This is a genomic window from Vreelandella sp. 2A-K22 (assembly GCF_054065485.1).
In genome coordinates this window covers 121,241-136,959 of record NZ_JBSUGC010000002.1, presented here as the reverse complement: position 1 = coordinate 136,959, position 15,719 = coordinate 121,241, and the positions used below count along the sequence as shown (strand labels likewise).

Sequence of the window (15,719 nt, the reverse complement as noted above, 5' to 3'; positions counted from 1 at the left end):
TACTAAAACTCATAGTAACAGTAACTTTTCCGAGGGGTGCCTGTTATTCAGGCTGAGATGGAGTGATCCAAACCCTTTGAACCTGATCCGGCTGATACCGGCGTAGGGACGGACATAAACCATATATGAATCTGTTTTGACACCTACGCCTGTATTATCCGAATCTCAATGCAGGAGTGTATCGTGTCGCAAGGTAACTCAACGCCCGCTAACGCATCTACGCTCAGTAGTACCTCCCCTTTTAACACGTCTGATAAAAACCGCCTGAACTCCGTACTTGCCAAGCCACGCTTGGCAGCAATCGCCGTAACTCTGCGTAATAATGAAGTTCTCCTCGTCCAACGCAGTAAAGAACCTCAACGGGGCACTTGGGGCTTCCCCGGAGGATCAGTGGAACCGGGAGAAAGCCTACATTGTGCAGCAAAGCGCGAATTAATGGAGGAAACCGGTATCACAGCATTGGTAGGACCGTTAATTGATGTAGTAGAAGTAATCGGATATGACCCAGAGGGAAGTCACCACCACTTCGCCTTGGTTGCCCTTTTATGTCACTACGTTGATGGCGAGCTACGGCCTGGTGATGATGCTGCGGACTGCCGCTGGGCGAAAGTTATAAACGGAGAACTCAACTTCAATGAAGCCTTAGCTGATCACGTCGCAGATACTGTCGTGAAAGCCTTTAATTTGCACAGTTTGGCCATCAAAGAAAAATCAAACGCGATTCACGGCTCCAATTCAGCTTTTTAAACTACTCGCCATCATTCGTATCAGCAAAATACGCCTCTTTGCCCACCGAAAGAGATGAATATAATGATGCACAAACATTATACGAATTTCACCAGCCTCTACAGAGATACACTGCATAAAATCTGCTTTGAATATGAATATGTTAACTCACCTAGAGGAAATAAAGAGCGAGAACTCATTGGCTTCAATATCCGACTCGACAATCCTCCTGATCGTTTTTGTCTAAGCAAAATACGCAAACAAAATATTGTTTTTAATTATGCAGAAGCGTTATGGTATTTATCAGGTAAAAACGACTTAGCATTTATTTCCTGGTACGCCCCTTCAATGCAACGCTACAGCCCAGATGGTATAAGCTTACCTGGTACTGGTTACGGAGCTCGTCTTAAAAACTTTGGTGCAGACACGCTCGATCAAATCGAACGAGTGATTGATATCCTTAAAAATGACGATCCCGACAGTAAGCGCGCTGTCCTTCAAATATTTAGTGCGGAAGAAGATCTTTATCGACGCAATATCGACGTTTCATGTACCTTGGGTCTTCAGTTGCTACTCCGCGAAGAAAAGTTGAACATGGTCAGCTATATGCGTGCAAATGATGCCTACGTTGGCATGCTGAACGATATTTTCTCTTTTACTTTCTTGCAAGAGTATATTGCTGCCCGCATAGGCTGCAAAATCGGTCACTACACACATCAAGTTGGTTCTATTCACGTCTATGAAAGCACACATGAGCGTGCGCTTGAACTTTTGAATAGTAATGAAACTATACCCCAGCCAGGCACAGTACCTTTAATGCCAATTGGCACCTCCCCGACGACCATACGCAAACTATTGGAATATGAGTCAGAGATCCGTAGCGGCTTGTTGACGTTTAATGATATGGCTAATCTTAACCTAACGACGTATTGGCGAGATGTGCTGATGTTGTTCTGGATCTATCGCCAAATCAAGATAGGGAATGCGCTGCCTCAAAAGGCGTTAGAGATAATTAACCCCTACTATCAACCGTTTCTTATTAATCGCTGGGGATAGTACAAGCATTCATACATGAGCAAATATTAGGGGATTTATTTTTATGAATACTAATTGGACTGAACAAAATATCGCCGAGCTTTTTGACGCTTATGATGATTGGGTGGAGAATGCTTTTGGCTATCAACCACTCATCGCGGAGTTAACCTGCTCTTATGGCAAGGGAATTAGTGTATTGGACTACGGCTGTGGCAGCGGCAAAGTGTCCAGAAGATTAAGAGACGACGGATTCGACTATGTCACCGGTGTTGACATCTCTCCAACAATGATTGAACAAGCAATATCCGCAGGCACTAACCGTCTTCGCTTTGAGCAAATCCATGGTCCAAATTTGCCATTTCCTGATAACAGTTTTGAAGCTGTCATTAGTTGTTTTCTGTTTATTAACATTCCCGAAAGACGTGAACTAGTACGCATCACTACGGAAGTAATGCGCGTACTTAAACCTGGCGGCTCCTATTACATCCTCGACACTCATCCTCAAACCACCGGAGTCGATTATCCGACCTACCGCAATGGAGAGCATGGTATTTCCTATCAAGACGGAGATAATCGCCCAGTCTACCTCACGATACCGGGAAGGCAGCAACCATTAGAGATTGTCGACAAACAATGGGGTTTATCCACATATCGAAATACATTCGCCGCAGCGGGGCTTTCACTAACCACAGAGCGTAATCTACCATTTGACAATTCGCAGTTGCCAGTTCATACGAATGAATTCCGCACTCTACAGGACACAAAACCCTATATTCTACTGCGCGCCACAAAGCAATAAAGACAGACAATAGGTATTAACTAAGTGCCTATGCAAAAGTAAATCAGGTATAAATATCTAGTAAGCTACTGATTTTTTTTTATAACCTTTAATGCACGAAAAATTATGCATAGACACTTAGTGGCACTGAAAACACAGCTTCAATACACGCTCACCGCCGCAAAATCACCAGCCAGCGCCCCAGGTTCATAACACTGGCCAGCGAGGCGGCCACGTAGGTAAACGCGCAGGCGGTGAGTACGTGCCGGGCACCGGGCATATCGTAAGGCGGGACGTACTCTTTCAAGAGCGGCAGCGCCCGGTTAAAGCTGGCATCAAACTCAACTGGCAGGGTCACAAAATGCACCAGCGCCGCGGTGCCAAAGCTGATCACCGCCATGGCAATTACAATGGCTAAACCACCCGGCAGACGCGTCAATAAAAACAGAAAAGGTGCAGCCATCATCAGTACAGCGCCGAGTTTCTCAGCTTTTTGGGCAACGCCGACTAAGCGGCTACGCGCCAGTAGCGGCGCGTATCCCTGGTGATGCTGAATGGCGTGCCCTACTTCATGGGCAGCCACCGTGACGGCCGTTAGCGAACGCCCATCGTAGTTATCTGGTGAAAGACGTACGCAGCGGGTTTCAGGGTCATAATGGTCACCGAACTCAGTGCGCTCAACGCTTGCGCCCTCAATGCCTAGTCGGCGCAGCAAATGATCGGCAAGCTCTGCACCCGTGCCCGGGTAATCGTCACGACCGCGGGTATGGCGTTTAAGCACCCACTTGGCCCAAACATTGGGGAGCACAAATACCGCCAGCGCAAAAATGATCAGCACAACAACCATGGCAGTCCCTATCTACAAACAACCGTCGTTAAACACACTTCTTTCGCAGCGTACTTTTACCATGGGGACTGACTTGGCAACAGCGTTATACGGGATCGTTGCGGTGCTCCTCAACTTCGCGCTGTACTGCCGCTAAGCCGTGGGCAGAGATATCGCCCTGGGCGTGGGCGTGTTCGGCAATCAGCACGCTATCTGCGGCGAGCACTAAATCACATTGGGTGCCGGCCAACTCATCCCGCAACCGCTGGATCGCCTGCTCGCGCCTGGGGTTTTTATCCACTTGACGAATATAAATCGCTTTAATCCGATCTGGGTAGGCTTTCACTATCTCGGTATACACTTCTGGATCGTGTTGACCGCTATCGCCAATGAGAATACACGGCATATCATTATAAAGCGTCAACATACGGTCGATCAGTTCGCGCTTATGCTCTTCTGCACGGCGCGGCCAAGGCTTGCGCAAAGAGATGCCCCATTCGCGTAAAAAGATAATCGGCCCAACGGGGATGCGGTTGATCTGAAAAAAGGTTTCGAGCATTTCGTATATCGCCCAAGGGCCACGGGATACATACAAAATGGGCCGCTCAGCGCGTTCACTAACGCCACGATGTAAAGCTTGATAAAGCGGCGCAACACCGGGGAAAGCGGTGCGGCGATGAGGTTTTTTAACAAATAAGCGATAAAGCATTTTGAGCTTTTCCGCCACCCCGGTAAACATAACGGTGTCATCAATATCACTGATGATCAGCAAATCCGCCTCTGACGGAGGTACATAAACTTCTACGTGAGTACGTACCGGCGTCTGCCCCGAGCAATGCACTAAAATATCGGCGCGGTGCCAGGAGACATCAATGGGCAGGGTGTGACTAATCGGTAAGTGGACGTCGAAATAGCCATCTCGATCCGTGCCGACGCAGAGCTTATTTTCGCCGATGTGAATTTCTACCTGCGCATCGGCCAGCCCCCGGCGTAAAACGCGCCGTGCCACGTCCGCAGTATCGCGTAGCATGCCATGGCGAGGAATGGCTCGACCTAGTGCGGCTTGGCGAAACACCCGGCCCATGACAAAAACTTCACGTTGGGAACCATAGCCGCGGTAAGGATGAACCACCATTCCGCCGCGGCTACTGTCTCCTTTGATAGGTTTGGCAATAACGTGGACAAGCCTTTTGATAAAGCTTGTCCACTGACGCAATACGCTCATCAAGCGTGTTGACCGGAGTGACGCCCTTCCTGCAGCTCTTCGAGTAACTTGGCGTTAAAAGCATCCAAGTCCTTCGGCGTACGGCTGGTCACAAGACCGCTGTCCACAACAACTGGCTCATCGACCCACTCAACGCCGGCATTGCGTAAATCTTGCGCGACGCTGTGTACCGAGGTCATGCGGCGGCCTTCAACCACGCCCGCATTAATTAAAATCCACGGCGCATGGCAAATAGCAGCAACAGGCTTACCTGCCTGGAAAAACCCTCTTACGAAACTCAACGCATCGTCGTTGATGCGCAGTTCATCGGGGTTGAATAAACCACCCGGCAGTACCAAGGCGTGGTAGTCAGACTCACTGGCATCAGCAAGGGCTTTATCGGCTTCATAGGTGTCGCCCCAGTCGGTTTCCGCCCAAGCGCGGACTCCTTTACCGTCGGGGGTGACCACATGAACCTCAACACCCTCTTTCTGTAAGGCGGCGCGCGGTACGCTCAGCTCAGACTCTTCAAAACCAGCTGCGGCTAAAATAGCAACACGCTTACCGTTTAGTGCTTGTTTCATCATGCTCTCCTTTTCGTGATGATTTGCGTTAGTAACGCCCCACTAGTGTGGCGTATATTGAATCAGGGTCAAGCTCTCCTACTGACGCCGCAGGTTAGCGAATAGCGCGCTAGGCGTTATGCACAATCCTTCCTAGTTCAGCAATATCATAACCTCCTAACTGTGTTGCCCTCTCGGCAAAACGCGCTTGATGAGCAAACGCCAACAGGCGCTGTATTGAAGGTTCGAAATAACTGCGCCGCTGCATAATTAAATCAAACGGCTCATCGCAAAGTGTAACGAAGCCAAGGTGCTGGCGATGGGCGGCGGCTTCAACCCCCAGCCCAACATCTGCCTCACCCTGCCCAATGCTAAGCGCCAAATCATCTTCACTTAAGGAGGCATGGGGCGCCCAGTTGATCGCCGAGCTTTCAATGCCTGCTTGTTGTAGCAAACAGTGCAGCAACCGTGCTGCTCCAGCGTCGGGCTGGCGATGCGCCACGCGGATCCCGGGCCGTTTTAAATCATTTAGCCCAGAGATGCTCATCGGGTTGCCAGCGGGTAAAAGCAGCCCTTGGCGGCGCTTTGCCCAGTGCACTATCAACAGATCACGCATGCCGCTTAAGCCGAGCGCGCTGGGTTCGTTATAGCGCTGAGTAGAAGCATCCAGCAGATGAATGCCCGCCAACATCGCCTTGCCGTCAAGCAACCGCCGCACGCCGTCGCCACTGCCTTGGCAGAGCATCGCCAAATCAGAGCCGCTTTCCCGAATAGCCCACTCCAACAGTGGATCCTGGCTACCGGCTGCTACTAGCGGCACTGATAAACGCTGCGCCTGATCGCCTTCTAAATGGTTCAGCACCCATAAATCGATCTGTTGGCGGGGAAACAGCAACTTTCCCGTTACCCGACTACAGGGAATCTGGCCTTGGCGCACCAAGTCATACACCTTGCGCTCTTTTAAACGCAAATAGTCAGCGACTTCTGCGGTGGTCAGGTAAGTATGTGGTTCAGACATCGCAAGGTAGCCTCGCTGGGTAAAATGCAAACCTCTTTTGTATTTTAACTGCATATGACTGCATAAATTTCAGGACGCAGTGCATTAAGTCATTTTTCGATACATCATGCCAATTCTCAGATAACAGTTTTCCTACAACAGCTCTTCATACAAAAGTGAAACCGACGCTCAATGCTCACCAGTGATAATGCTTTTAGTACTGCTCTCACCCTGATCCTGAGTATGGATAGCGCGCTAATCTCCATCGTGATGCTCTCGCTGCAGGTATCGCTGATGGCGGTATTGATTGCCAGCCTGATAGCCCTGCCCTTAGGCGCTGCTCTGGCGCTATGGCGCTTTCCTGGACGTAACGTCGTGATTGTCGCCCTCAATGCCTTGATGGGCTTACCGCCAGTCGTGGCAGGGCTTTGTGTCTACCTACTGCTTTCGCGCGCAGGCCCACTGGGTGAATGGGGGCTGCTGTTTACGCCAACAGCGATGGTGATAGCCCAAGTGATTCTGGTACTACCCATTATTGCCGCCCTCACCCGCCAGCAGGTTGAAGCGCTTCACGGAGAGTATGCCGAGCAGTTGAACTCACTGGGGCTAACGCGCCTACGCATGATCCCCACCCTGCTATGGGACGCACGCTTTGGGCTGTTAACGGTGATCCTGGCAGGCTTTGGCCGCGCCAGCGCCGAAGTGGGCGCAGTGATGATTGTGGGCGGGAACATCGACGGCGTCACCCGCGTGATGACCACCAGCATTGTGTTGGAAACCAGCAAGGGCAACCTGCCTATGGCCCTTGGCTTAGGGATCATTCTGCTCGCCCTGGTCACCATGATTAACGCGATTGCCCACATAATCGGCGAAACGGCGAAAAGGCGGCTGGGATGAACGCACATCATACGCCCCCCGTCGCCACCCTTGAGCTCGACAGCGTGAGCTTTATCCATCGCGGCCATACCCTGCTTAGTCCCACATCGATGCGCCTTGCAGGCTGCCAGCGAACGCTAATAATGGGGCCGAACGGTGCGGGCAAAAGCCTATTAATGCGTCTAGCTCACGGCCTACTAACGCCCTCCAGCGGTTCGGTTCGCTGGCAAGGGGTTCAGCCCGCGCAAGCCATGGTTTTCCAACGCCCTGTGCTGTTACGCCGCTCAGCGCTGGATAACCTGACCTATGTGCTAGCCATCAATAAAGTGGCGCGACCAGAACTGAAAGCGTTACCTCGAAAAACCCAGGCGATGAGTGCCCTTGAGAAGTTTGGCTTAGCACACCTAGCCAAACGGCCTGCGCGGGTGCTTTCCGGTGGCGAGCAGCAGCGTTTAGCGTTGGCACGGGCCTGGCTGCTCAATCCCCAAGTTCTGTTTTTAGACGAACCCACCTCGGCGCTCGACCCCGCCGCCATCAAGGCCGTTGAAGATGCCGTACTGGAGTTTCATCACAGCGGTACACGTATCGTTATGACCACTCACGACTTGCACCAGGCACATCGCTTAGCCAATGACGTGGTGTTTTTGCACAACGGCGAACTACTTGAACACACCCCTGCCCGCGACTTTTTTACCGCCCCCACCTCACCTGAGGCGGGGGCGTTTATTCGCGGCGAGTTGGTCTGGTAGCTCCAATATGAGTGAGCCCTAGGATTGAAGTAAAACGATTCATGAAAAGCGATCAAGGAGCAAAAATGAACAAAACTACCGCACTTATCACCGCTGGCACCCTAGGGCTGACCTTCAGCGCTACGCTGATGGCGGCCGATGACTACATTACCCTGGCCTCCACGACCTCTACCGAAAACTCTGGCCTGTTTGACGCCATCATCCCCGCATTCAGCGAAGAGACCGGGATTGATGTGCACGTGGTCGCCGTGGGCACCGGCCAGGCATTTGAAATTGGTCGCCGTGGCGATGCGGATAGCCTGCTGGTTCACGACACCGCAGGTGAAGAAAAGTTTGTGGCCGATGGCTACGCCACAGAACGCTTGAATGTAATGTACAACGATTTCGTGATTGTTGGCCCGAGCGATGACCCTGCAGGCATTAGTGATAGCGAAACCGTTACAGATGCCATGCAGCGCATTGCCGAGAGCGAGTCCCCCTTCGCCTCACGCGGGGACGATAGCGGCACGAACCGCGCGGAATTGCGCTTATGGGAAGATGCTGGGGTCACGCCACAGGGCGAGTGGTACCGCGAGCTGGGCAGCGGCATGGGCCCTACGTTGAATACCGCCGCGGGCATGGACGCCTATACGTTTACCGATCGCGCCACCTGGGTCGCCTTTGACAACCCACAAGACCTTACCTTGCTGTTTGAAGGCGATGAAGCGCTATTCAATCAGTATGGCAGCCTATTGCTCTCGGCAGAGCGACACCCGCATTTGAAGCACGACCTCGCCGCCCAGTGGCACGAGTGGCTGGTTTCTGAACAGGGCCAGCAAGCGATTGCGGATTTTGAGGTAGATGGTCAGCAGCTGTTTTTCCCTAATGCTGAGTAAATCTAATCACCTACCGCCATTGCGAGTAGCTTGCGACGAAGCAATCTCATACCGGCGATGGCACTAACTTTGAGATTGCCGCGCTGCGCTCGCAATGACAAAAGCAAGATTGCCGCGTCGCTTCGCTCCTCGCAATGACATAAGGAGAACTCCTCGCACGGATGTGAGGAGGCTCATGACCGGAGCTTATGCCGGTTAGCGGCTGAATAAACCGCTGATATCTTTCGCTTCCCAGTGAGGGAAATGCTTACGCACTAGGGCATTCAAGTCACGCTCAAAGTCGGCCCAATCGGTGGCGTTTGAAGCATTGCCTGGGGCGCTGGCGGTACCGCGGATCATACCGGCGCCTACGGTCACGTTGGTCAGCCGATCAATGATGATAAAGCTACCGGTACCGGGGCTGGTGCGGTAATCATCCACGGGAATAGCAGCTGTCAGTTCCACGTCGCAGCGGGCAATAGCATTTAGCCCCAGCGAGTGAGTGGCATGCTTCTCCAGAGTATTGACGTCGATTTGGTAATCAATCGCACTGATCTGACCGGAAAGATCGCGGGTCGCCAGTTTGAAATCGTAGAGCTTACCTGGCGTTAACGCCTCTTCCTGCATCCAAACAATATCGGCTTTAAAGGTGTTGGAGAGCGGCAGTTCGCTATCCGCTGCCACCAGCCAGTCGCCACGGGAGATATCGATTTCATCTTCCAGAGTCACAGTGATCGCCTGACCTGGATAAGCGGCCGCAAGGTCACCATCAAAAGTGACAATCCGTGCAACCCGCGACGTTTTACCCGATGGAAGTGCCTTAACGGCTTGACCAGGACGTAATACACCCGCGGCTAAGGTGCCGCAGTAACCGCGAAAATCAAGGTTCGGGCGGTTAACGTACTGAACCGGTAAACGCAGATCGCTGAGGTTCTGGTCGCGGGTAATCTCGACACTCTCTAATAGCTCGATCAGTGTTTCCCCCTGGTAAGCATCGCTAAAATACCAGGGCGTTTGTTCGCTGCGATTGACCACGTTGTCGCCATTCAGGGCCGACATCGGTACAAAGCGAATGTCAGGTGCTTGCAGATTGGTGGCAAAGGCTCGGTACTCATCGACTATCTCGTTAAAGCGCTGCTCGGAGAAGTCCACTAGATCCATCTTATTGACCGCAATCACCAGGTGCTGAATACCTAGCAGGTCGGCAATAAAGCTATGGCGGCGAGTCTGGGTCTGCACACCGTAGCGGGCATCGATCAGGATAATCGCCAGGCTGGCGGTTGATGCCCCCGTGGCCATATTGCGGGTGTACTGCTCATGCCCAGGCGTATCGGCGATAATAAACTTGCGCTTATCCGTAGAGAAAAAGCGGTACGCCACATCGATGGTAATGCCCTGCTCACGCTCTGACTGCAGCCCATCCACCAACAGCGCCAGATCAACGGTATCACCAGTAGTACCACTGGTTTTAGAAGCCTGAGTGATCGCCGCCAGTTGATCTTCAAAGATCATTTTCGAGTCGTGAAGCAGACGGCCAATCAGCGTCGATTTGCCGTCGTCTACGCTACCGCAGGTGATAAAACGCAGCAGGTCTTTGTTTTCGTGCTCGTGCAGGTACTGCTCGATATTATCGGCGATTAAATTAGATTGGTGAGACATCAGAAGTACCCCTCGCGCTTTTTCTTCTCCATCGAACCCACCTGATCGCGATCGATGGCGCGGCCACTGCGTTCACTGGTTCGGGTCAGCAGCATCTCTTGAATAATTTCCGGAAGCGTCGCGGCTTCGGATTCCACCGCGCCGGTTAGCGGGTAGCAGCCAAGCGTTCGAAACCGTACCGACTTCATTTCCGGCACTTCGCCAGGTGCTAACGGCATACGGTCGTCATCGACCATAACTTGCATACCGTCGCGCTCGACTATGGGCCGCTTGGCCGAGTAGTAGAGCGGCACGATGGGAATCGACTCTAAGTAGATGTACTGCCAGATATCCAGCTCGGTCCAGTTAGAGAGTGGGAACACGCGGATCGATTCACCTTTATTGACCTTAGCGTTATATACGTTCCAAAGCTCAGGGCGCTGGTTCTTGGGATCCCAACGGTGATACTTATCGCGGAACGAGTAGACGCGCTCTTTGGCACGCGAGGCTTCTTCATCACGACGCGCGCCACCAAAGGCCGCATCAAACCCATACTTATCCAGCGCCTGCTTGAGCGCCTGGGTTTTCATGATATCGGTGTATTTGGCGCTGCCGTGGTCGAACGGGTTGATATTGGCTGCCCGCCCCTCTTCGTTGGTGTGCACGATCAGTTCCATACCCGCCTCTTCAGCCATGCGGTTACGGAACTCGATCATTTCGCGAAACTTCCACGTGGTGTCCACGTGCATCAGCGGGAATGGCGGTGTACCGGGGTAAAAAGCTTTGCGCGCCAAGTGCAGCATTACCGACGAATCTTTACCGATGGAGTACATCATCACCGGGTTGGCGAACTCAGCGGCAACTTCACGGATGATATGGATAGACTCGGCTTCTAATTGCTTGAGGTGGGTCAAGCGCGCGGCATCAGGGGCATTAAAAGCCTCCCCCTGCGTCGCTGAAGATGAAGAACGCGTCTCTGAAGACCGCTCTTTTGACGACAATGTAGACAATTGGGTCATGGCCCCTTACCTCACAAGAACAAGCTCGTCACACAAGCTAAAATCAGCGTACGTTATAGATAAATGTACGTTCGAATGTGAGTAGGGTAACGCCGAGCCGGTAATAACCCAAAAGAATTAATAACTATCTTTTTATTCCTAAAAAACCTATCTAGAAATAAGAGAGCAATTAACGTCTAATCAGTGCGCTCTATCCAGCTCTGCCACTCGCTTCCCTGGGCATCGCTATACGCCAAATCGATAACCCGATAGCCAGGGCGGGAAGCTTCATCAATGGCAAACTGCTCGGCACCGGGCAGAAACTGATCGGCCATCGCCGGGCAGCCATAAACATCAATAGTGGCCTCACCTATGCCTCTACCTGTGCCTAAAATATGATGCTCGGCGTAGGCTTGGTGCGCGTGACCAAACAGGATGATCTTGACGTGCGGGTGTTTACTTAGCAGTTGCCAAAATGCGTCGCGATCTTGTAGGCCAATGGCATCCATCCACACCGCGCCGACGTCCACCGGTGGGTGGTGCATGGCTATCAGCGTGGGCCGGTCATCGTTCTCTAACTGTTCAGCGAGCTTAGCTAGCCGCTCGCTTCCCAGTTCACCGTGGGGTTTGCCCTCCACCTGGGTATTGAGCAACAGGATGCGCCACGAATCCAAGTCCACTTGTTCAACCATCGGCCGCTCGGCCGCCATGAACTCGGGCTGATCGTGATTACCCGGCAGCCAGTACCAGGGGCAAGGCAACTGCTCCAGCGCCTGCACCGCCAAGGCGTAGGAAGCGGCCGATTCATCCTGGCTAATATCACCAGTAAACAGCACGATATCGGGCTTTTCGGCGACAACGGCATTCAACACCTGCTGAAACTGCCGCCAGGGTATGCCCGCCCGGGAACGCGCTTCGATATCCGCATAGAGATGGGCGTCGGTAATTTGCACCACACGCATTAGGGCATCTCCGGCACGTCGACCGTGTGACCGTGAGCAAGGCCATGAGCCAGCCACTCGCCCAAGAAGCGGTTGAGTTGAAGCTTCTCATCCGGCTGATGCATCCGGGCATTGGGGTAGCGGTAGCGGCCACTAAAGTGGCGCTCGCGCTGAAAGTCGGTCACTTCCGCCATGCGTACATCGTGATAAAGATGTACGCGCATACGCGGCCCTTCCAAAACGGTATCTAGTGGGCCGGTCTGAGAAACATTCACCATGGTGGTGTAAGGCGCCTGCTCTTGAATATACAGATGCAGATCACCGAAATGCTGTTTATCACCGCGCAAGGCAATATCGCGGCGCTGGCCGGCCTCCATATCGCCCACCAGGCGCACCAAACGTAAATAGTTGGCGCTGCACTCCCCTTGGAGCGATTTTAAATCGGTGACATAGGCCGTTCTCGCCATGTTCACTCCTCGTCGGTTTCGCTTTGCGTCAAAGCGCGCTGCGAGGCAGCACGCAGTGAGGCTCGCTGACTATTCAGCCAATGTAGACCAATTAAACACATGGCGTTGTCGAGTCGCCCCTTCTCTAAGAGCTCCCAAGCGTTAGCGAAAGGCATGACGTGAACACGAATATCCTCATGCTCTTCATCTAGGCCATGAATCCCACCTAATCCTTGGGTATCTACCAAACCACAAAATAGTGTCACTTGCTCGCTGCAGGCGCCAGGGCTGGGATAATACGTGTGAAGTTTGGTCAGTTGGGCCACTTTACAACCGGCCTCCTCCCACGCCTCGCGACGCGCCACATCTTCCAGCGATTCGTCTTTTTCGACCAAACCAGCCACGAGCTCGAGCTTCCAGGGAGAAACGGAATCATCAATGGCGCCGGCACGAAACTGCTCAATGAGCACCAATGAGTCGCGTTCGGGGTCGTAGAGCAGCACACCCACTGCATCAAAGCGATTATGCACTTCACGACGCATGGGTTCGCTCCAACCACCTTCAAACAGCCGGTGACGAAGCTCTAAGGCTTCCAGGCGGAAAAACCCCTGGTGTAGCGTCTCCCGCTTAAGCAGCTCAACATCATTGCGCTTTAAGTCTGGAACGCTAAGAGCCGTGTTTTTAAAAGGAGGGCGCTGAAACTTAGGATTCTGAACAGCATCGTGCTTGGAGTTGGACGCCATGAGGCACTCCCGGTGGTGATAATCGATCTATTATCAATGCTTGCCACCGGGAATGCCAATTCAGCAGGTGGATTACAGTCCGCTATGGATAGACAGCCTTCCTCTAAAATACCAATCATCTATCTAAAAGCCTTTTCTTATTATAATAAAGTGTCATTTACACTATGAGAGACAGTGACTGGTCAGCTACTACTTTCAACGTTAAGCTGATGGTTACCAATACCATGCATCAACCTACTATATTGATCGAAAAATACTGGTTGAAAAAAACGCTTATTTCAAAAACATGGAATGAAACTTCATGACATCTCTCATTGCACGTCCCACTCTGGTGCTCGGCACTGCATTGCTTTTGACTGGCTGCATGCCGGAGTCCTTTGCCAAGCAAGAGATTGATCAGTCAAATATCTGTGTCGCCAGCAGCGATGAACAGGCCATGCAGTGTCCGGAGGGCGAACTGTTCCTCGCACGTCTGATCACCCCTAGCCCACAGCAGCGCCCCTTCAGCGTCCTGAACACTGCCGCGCTCTACTGCGACACCAACCACCAGATCACTCAGAACGCCGCAGGCGTGCTCTGCGTCATGACCCATGAGCGCTTCGACGTGCTGACCCAGGACACATCGACCGAGCCCATGGAAGGTAACCCGGAAGGCGGCGCAGCATCAGACAACGTCGAATCGGCACAGGAGTGATGTGACCCATCCACGAGAACTCATCCATCAGTGGCTCCCCAGCCTTGAGGAGCCCGGTTCCATGACAAGCGCCATGACCCAAACAAAGAAAACCGTACGGCCTCTGATCATCGCCACTTGCCTGCACGCCTCGTTCGCCGTTGCCGACTACGAACAAGGCGTGCAGGAGTATGATCAGGGTCACTTTGCCTCCGCCATCTACGAGTGGCGCCAAAGCGCCGAGAAAGGTGACCCGCGCTCGCAATTTCGTCTGGCTACGATGTACGAGGCTGGCGAAGGCGTACCGCGAGACGAGTCACAGGCAAAGAAGTGGCTCAGCCTTTCCGCCGATCTCGGTTACCTGCCTTCTCAACTCCGTCTGGCCGAGCTGCACTTGCAAGGGATCAGCGGATCCCCCGACCCTTCGGCGGCGGCCCGGTGGTATCGGCGCGCCGCGGATCAAGGGGATCCCGACGCCCAATTTCGGCTGGGGATCTTCTATCTGGAGGGATACGGCGTGGAACAGGATGATGAGCAGGCTGCGCGATGGTTGATAGCCGCCGCCCAACAAGGCATCACTTCAGCCCAGAACAACCTAGGCGGCTTGTACGAGAATGGTCGTGGTGTAGAACAGGATCATGCCAAGGCACTGGAGTGGTACAATTTGGCCGCGCGATCCGGAGATGCCTTCGCCCAGAATAATCTTGGTGCCATGTACGCTAATGGCAAGGGGGTCGAGCGCAATCACGCCTGGGCGACATTCTGGTTCGCCATGGCCCTGCAGAACGGTAACCAAGCCGCCGCCGACAATATCGAAGCCAGTCTGGATAACCTGGAAGCCAAAAGCGTCGACACTGCCCGTGCCAATATACGTGCTGGCAACTCAACAGACCATGACATCGTTGCCAAGGTCGAACGCGGCGACACCCTGCGTATCCTGGGTAGCAACGAAGGGTGGAGCCAAGTCTATCTCGAGTCAGAACAACGCCTGGGCTGGATTGCCTCCTCGCTGCTGGAATGAGTGGTGGCTGGACTTCTTAAGCACTGACATGGGCTGGGATTCCAGCCCATGTCTGATAGGCGGTTACCGGCGCCGCTCGTGTACCTCCACCTCAACTCGCCGACCAGGCTACGAATAGCATCCGGAGCGTCGAAAGCATCATCAAGCTAAGCGGCCAAAACCGCTAGCTCCGCACCATCAGCCAGGTCAGTTCAGCGCTGTCGAAGTCGAATAGCACCGCGGGCCCGTCACTGTGCCTCCAGGTAGGTCGCGCAGGCTGGATCCCGCCAGTGCAACGACTCCGCCAACATGGCGTCGTCAAATTGCACTTGATACTGACAGGTGACGTAATCATCGGGAGCCTCGCCGGTGCGGAAATGGAGAATGTAGTTCCATTCACGCACATCGAACAGCCCTTCCTGAAAATGCGGCCGGCCTAGCAGGGCATATATCTGATCCTTGCTGACGCCTGGTCGCATCTGGCGCAGGTTGTCGACGTTGACAAAGTTGCCCTTCTCCTGCCAAGCCGCATCGATCTCCGGAAATCGAACGTCGCCGTCTGCTCCCCTGTCCGACGAAGTGCCAGTGGCACACCCCGTCAGGGCCAGCATGATCACCAGGCCAGCAACGCCAGCCGGGGAAGTCATTTCACGATGGTGTTTCGGTTGCATG

The 15,719-nt window shown here is 53.2% G+C and carries 18 protein-coding genes and 1 riboswitch; of the genes, 8 read left to right on the top strand and 10 right to left on the bottom strand.

The genetic code is table 11. The features are described from left to right. The first annotated feature begins 22 nt into the window (after positions 1 to 22). Positions 23 to 126, top strand: a riboswitch (TPP riboswitch). A 57-nt stretch (positions 127 to 183) separates the two neighbouring features. The 3 genes from ACW17M_RS02930 to ACW17M_RS02920 all read left to right on the top strand — a co-directional run bounded on the left by ACW17M_RS02930 (position 184) and on the right by ACW17M_RS02920 (position 2,560). Continuing rightward, positions 184 to 747, top strand: coding sequence for an NUDIX hydrolase (locus ACW17M_RS02930; RefSeq protein WP_457546896.1), 564 nt, complete (start codon positions 184 to 186; stop codon positions 745 to 747). A gap of 63 nt (positions 748 to 810) precedes the next feature. Continuing rightward, positions 811 to 1,782 (top strand): thymidylate synthase, encoded by a 972-nt coding sequence (locus ACW17M_RS02925; protein WP_022524008.1) that lies wholly within the window; start codon positions 811 to 813, stop codon positions 1,780 to 1,782. A gap of 43 nt (positions 1,783 to 1,825) precedes the next feature. Further along, positions 1,826 to 2,560, top strand: a complete 735-nt coding sequence (locus tag ACW17M_RS02920) for a class I SAM-dependent methyltransferase (RefSeq protein WP_457546895.1) — start codon at positions 1,826 to 1,828, stop codon at positions 2,558 to 2,560. A gap of 151 nt (positions 2,561 to 2,711) precedes the next feature. Here the strand turns inward: ACW17M_RS02920 and ACW17M_RS02915 are convergent, their stop codons facing one another. The 4 genes from ACW17M_RS02915 to ACW17M_RS02900 form a co-directional block, all read right to left on the bottom strand. Continuing rightward, the gene (locus tag ACW17M_RS02915; RefSeq protein ID WP_041158012.1) at positions 2,712 to 3,386 is read right to left on the bottom strand and encodes a zinc metallopeptidase; all 675 of its coding nucleotides are present in this window, start codon (positions 3,384 to 3,386) and stop codon (positions 2,712 to 2,714) included. Positions 3,387 to 3,471: 85 nt separating this feature from the next. Then, a complete protein-coding gene (locus ACW17M_RS02910) occupies positions 3,472 to 4,590 on the bottom strand; it encodes an App1 family protein (protein ID WP_342584124.1) in 1,119 nt (372 codons plus the stop codon). Then, a complete protein-coding gene (locus ACW17M_RS02905) occupies positions 4,590 to 5,153 on the bottom strand; it encodes a type 1 glutamine amidotransferase domain-containing protein (protein ID WP_027959031.1) in 564 nt (187 codons plus the stop codon). Before ACW17M_RS02905 ends, ACW17M_RS02910 begins: the two co-directional genes overlap by 1 nt. Positions 5,154 to 5,262: 109 nt before the next feature. After that, entirely contained in the window at positions 5,263 to 6,150 is an 888-nt protein-coding gene (locus tag ACW17M_RS02900) for a helix-turn-helix transcriptional regulator (protein ID WP_027959030.1), read from the bottom strand. Between the two features lie 171 nt (positions 6,151 to 6,321). Between ACW17M_RS02900 and ACW17M_RS02895 the strand changes: the two genes are divergently transcribed. The 3 genes from ACW17M_RS02895 (at position 6,322) to ACW17M_RS02885 (ending at position 8,629) form a co-directional block, all read left to right on the top strand. After that, positions 6,322 to 7,026, top strand: a complete 705-nt coding sequence (locus ACW17M_RS02895) for an ABC transporter permease (protein ID WP_009287726.1) — start codon at positions 6,322 to 6,324, stop codon at positions 7,024 to 7,026. Then, entirely contained in the window at positions 7,023 to 7,754 is a 732-nt protein-coding gene (locus tag ACW17M_RS02890) for an ATP-binding cassette domain-containing protein (protein WP_039859750.1), read from the top strand. Before ACW17M_RS02895 ends, ACW17M_RS02890 begins: the two co-directional genes overlap by 4 nt. Before the next feature lie 65 nt (positions 7,755 to 7,819). After that, a complete protein-coding gene (locus ACW17M_RS02885; RefSeq protein ID WP_027959028.1) occupies positions 7,820 to 8,629 on the top strand; it encodes a substrate-binding domain-containing protein in 810 nt (269 codons plus the stop codon). Between the two features lie 195 nt (positions 8,630 to 8,824). Here the strand turns inward: ACW17M_RS02885 and cysN are convergent, their stop codons facing one another. From cysN to ACW17M_RS02860, 5 genes are all read right to left on the bottom strand, one after another. After that, positions 8,825 to 10,267, bottom strand: a complete 1,443-nt coding sequence (gene cysN / locus ACW17M_RS02880; protein ID WP_009287724.1) for a sulfate adenylyltransferase subunit CysN — start codon at positions 10,265 to 10,267, stop codon at positions 8,825 to 8,827. Beyond that, positions 10,267 to 11,265, bottom strand: a complete 999-nt coding sequence (gene cysD, locus ACW17M_RS02875; RefSeq protein ID WP_009287723.1) for a sulfate adenylyltransferase subunit CysD — start codon at positions 11,263 to 11,265, stop codon at positions 10,267 to 10,269. The genes cysN and cysD overlap by 1 nt, the downstream gene beginning before the upstream one ends. A 176-nt stretch (positions 11,266 to 11,441) precedes the next feature. Then, entirely contained in the window at positions 11,442 to 12,206 is a 765-nt protein-coding gene (locus ACW17M_RS02870; protein ID WP_233974799.1) for a phosphodiesterase, read from the bottom strand. After that, positions 12,206 to 12,652 (bottom strand): DUF1249 domain-containing protein, encoded by a 447-nt coding sequence (locus ACW17M_RS02865; RefSeq protein ID WP_022524019.1) that lies wholly within the window; start codon positions 12,650 to 12,652, stop codon positions 12,206 to 12,208. The genes ACW17M_RS02870 and ACW17M_RS02865 overlap by 1 nt, the downstream gene beginning before the upstream one ends. Before the next feature lie 2 nt (positions 12,653 to 12,654). Then, on the bottom strand, positions 12,655 to 13,374 hold the full coding sequence (locus ACW17M_RS02860) for an NUDIX domain-containing protein (protein WP_457546894.1): 720 nt from the start codon (positions 13,372 to 13,374) through the stop codon (positions 12,655 to 12,657). 301 nt (positions 13,375 to 13,675) lie between these two features. On the opposite strand from ACW17M_RS02860, the gene ACW17M_RS02855 reads away from it, so the two are divergent. Further along, positions 13,676 to 14,068, top strand: coding sequence for a hypothetical protein (locus tag ACW17M_RS02855; protein WP_457546893.1), 393 nt, complete (start codon positions 13,676 to 13,678; stop codon positions 14,066 to 14,068). Position 14,069: 1 nt separating this feature from the next. Beyond that, positions 14,070 to 15,068 (top strand): SH3 domain-containing protein, encoded by a 999-nt coding sequence (locus tag ACW17M_RS02850; protein ID WP_457546892.1) that lies wholly within the window; start codon positions 14,070 to 14,072, stop codon positions 15,066 to 15,068. Between the two features lie 227 nt (positions 15,069 to 15,295). Here ACW17M_RS02850 and ACW17M_RS02845 read toward each other — a convergent pair whose 3' ends face one another. Further along, positions 15,296 to 15,718: an outer membrane protein assembly factor BamE gene (locus ACW17M_RS02845; protein ID WP_457546891.1), complete on the bottom strand. Its 423-nt coding sequence runs from the start codon at positions 15,716 to 15,718 to the stop codon at positions 15,296 to 15,298. Between the last annotated feature and the right edge of the window lies 1 nt (position 15,719).

Coding starts and splice junctions, on each gene's coding strand:
- ACW17M_RS02905 (WP_027959031.1), bottom strand. CDS start 5,153: ATGAAACAAGCACTAAACGGTAAGCGTGTTGCTATTTTAGCCGCAGCT.
- ACW17M_RS02885 (WP_027959028.1), top strand. CDS start 7,820: ATGAACAAAACTACCGCACTTATCACCGCTGGCACCCTAGGGCTGACC.
- ACW17M_RS02860 (WP_457546894.1), bottom strand. CDS start 13,374: ATGGCGTCCAACTCCAAGCACGATGCTGTTCAGAATCCTAAGTTTCAG.
- ACW17M_RS02925 (WP_022524008.1), top strand. CDS start 811: ATGATGCACAAACATTATACGAATTTCACCAGCCTCTACAGAGATACA.
- ACW17M_RS02870 (WP_233974799.1), bottom strand. CDS start 12,206: ATGCGTGTGGTGCAAATTACCGACGCCCATCTCTATGCGGATATCGAA.
- ACW17M_RS02855 (WP_457546893.1), top strand. CDS start 13,676: ATGACATCTCTCATTGCACGTCCCACTCTGGTGCTCGGCACTGCATTG.
- cysN (WP_009287724.1), bottom strand. CDS start 10,267: ATGTCTCACCAATCTAATTTAATCGCCGATAATATCGAGCAGTACCTG.
- ACW17M_RS02910 (WP_342584124.1), bottom strand. CDS start 4,590: ATGAGCGTATTGCGTCAGTGGACAAGCTTTATCAAAAGGCTTGTCCAC.
- ACW17M_RS02890 (WP_039859750.1), top strand. CDS start 7,023: ATGAACGCACATCATACGCCCCCCGTCGCCACCCTTGAGCTCGACAGC.
- ACW17M_RS02845 (WP_457546891.1), bottom strand. CDS start 15,718: ATGCAACCGAAACACCATCGTGAAATGACTTCCCCGGCTGGCGTTGCT.
- cysD (WP_009287723.1), bottom strand. CDS start 11,265: ATGACCCAATTGTCTACATTGTCGTCAAAAGAGCGGTCTTCAGAGACG.
- ACW17M_RS02915 (WP_041158012.1), bottom strand. CDS start 3,386: ATGGTTGTTGTGCTGATCATTTTTGCGCTGGCGGTATTTGTGCTCCCC.
- ACW17M_RS02895 (WP_009287726.1), top strand. CDS start 6,322: ATGCTCACCAGTGATAATGCTTTTAGTACTGCTCTCACCCTGATCCTG.
- ACW17M_RS02900 (WP_027959030.1), bottom strand. CDS start 6,150: ATGTCTGAACCACATACTTACCTGACCACCGCAGAAGTCGCTGACTAT.
- ACW17M_RS02920 (WP_457546895.1), top strand. CDS start 1,826: ATGAATACTAATTGGACTGAACAAAATATCGCCGAGCTTTTTGACGCT.
- ACW17M_RS02865 (WP_022524019.1), bottom strand. CDS start 12,652: ATGGCGAGAACGGCCTATGTCACCGATTTAAAATCGCTCCAAGGGGAG.